General features: G+C 35.8%; 1 protein-coding gene. It reads right to left on the bottom strand.

Going from position 1 to position 986, the window contains the following annotated elements; translation table 11 throughout:
* Window positions 1–519: 519 nt before the first annotated feature.
* On the bottom strand, window positions 520–711 hold the full coding sequence (locus tag AC3WV0_RS18060) for a hypothetical protein (RefSeq protein ID WP_488847484.1): 192 nt from the start codon (window positions 709–711) through the stop codon (window positions 520–522).
* Window positions 712–986 lie beyond the last annotated feature (275 nt).

Raw genomic sequence — 986 nt, forward strand, 5'->3', positions numbered from 1 at the left:
GGACTGCAAAGATACAAATATTTTTTAATTCCACAACTTTTTTCCTTAAAAAATTTAAAGCTAAAAAGCTTGTTGCTGTATCCTTTTAAGAGTCTTCTTTAATTTATTACTGCTTTTCTAAAAGCTCTTCTGCGCTACTTACTCACCTCTCGTTTTCAGTGGGGCAAAGATAGAGACTTATCTTATATAATCCTAATTAACTTAACATAAAATATAGATTCAGCATGGATTGTGGATAACTTTGATACTTAACCTATTGAGACTATTTATATTAAATAGATATTATACTTATCCACATTGGCGAAGTATCTGTGGGGATTTCTGGGATCACTTTTGTTTAGCTTAAAAGCAGTTTAGCGATTATAGTATGGCTGATAAAGTGTTTTTACAACTATACTCAGTCACAATGCAGATCTCCAATCGGTGGAGAGGCACAAAGTAGGATGATATTTTAGGCTTGATGTGATCAACAGGCCGCCCTTATGGGGCTCTATACGACATGAGATAACCAAAATGCTATTAACAGTCCGCTCCTACGGAGCTTTCCGGACAGCAGTAGGCAATAGGCAATAGGCAATAGGCAATAGGCAATAGGCAATAGGCAATAGGCAATAGGCAATAGGCAAAAATACTCTGGTTGGGATATAAAGTAAAAATATTCAAAAATATAATCCCAAATTCATTGAGCCCGAAGGGTGGAGACGTAATCATGAGTAATGGTAATGAGTAGTGAGGACAGGTAATAAATAATAGGCAATAAGTGATTTAACATTGAATTTTAAATCTTAAACCTTAAATCTCCGGTCTCTTCTCGTTAGTCCCTTTTACTTTTTCCCTGGCTCTTTGTCATTGGGTATGTAGTTTACCTTAAACTTTGAATCTTGAATCTTGAATCTTGAATAGTATAAACGCAAAAAGTCTCACACATTGCTGTATGAGACTTTTAATAAAAAACTGGCGGCGACCTACTCTCCCGCTATTCGCAG

The sequence above is a fragment of the Chryseobacterium sp. 27AL genome (assembly GCF_057815395.1).

Coding starts and splice junctions, on each gene's coding strand:
- AC3WV0_RS18060 (WP_488847484.1), bottom strand. CDS start 711: ATGATTACGTCTCCACCCTTCGGGCTCAATGAATTTGGGATTATATTT.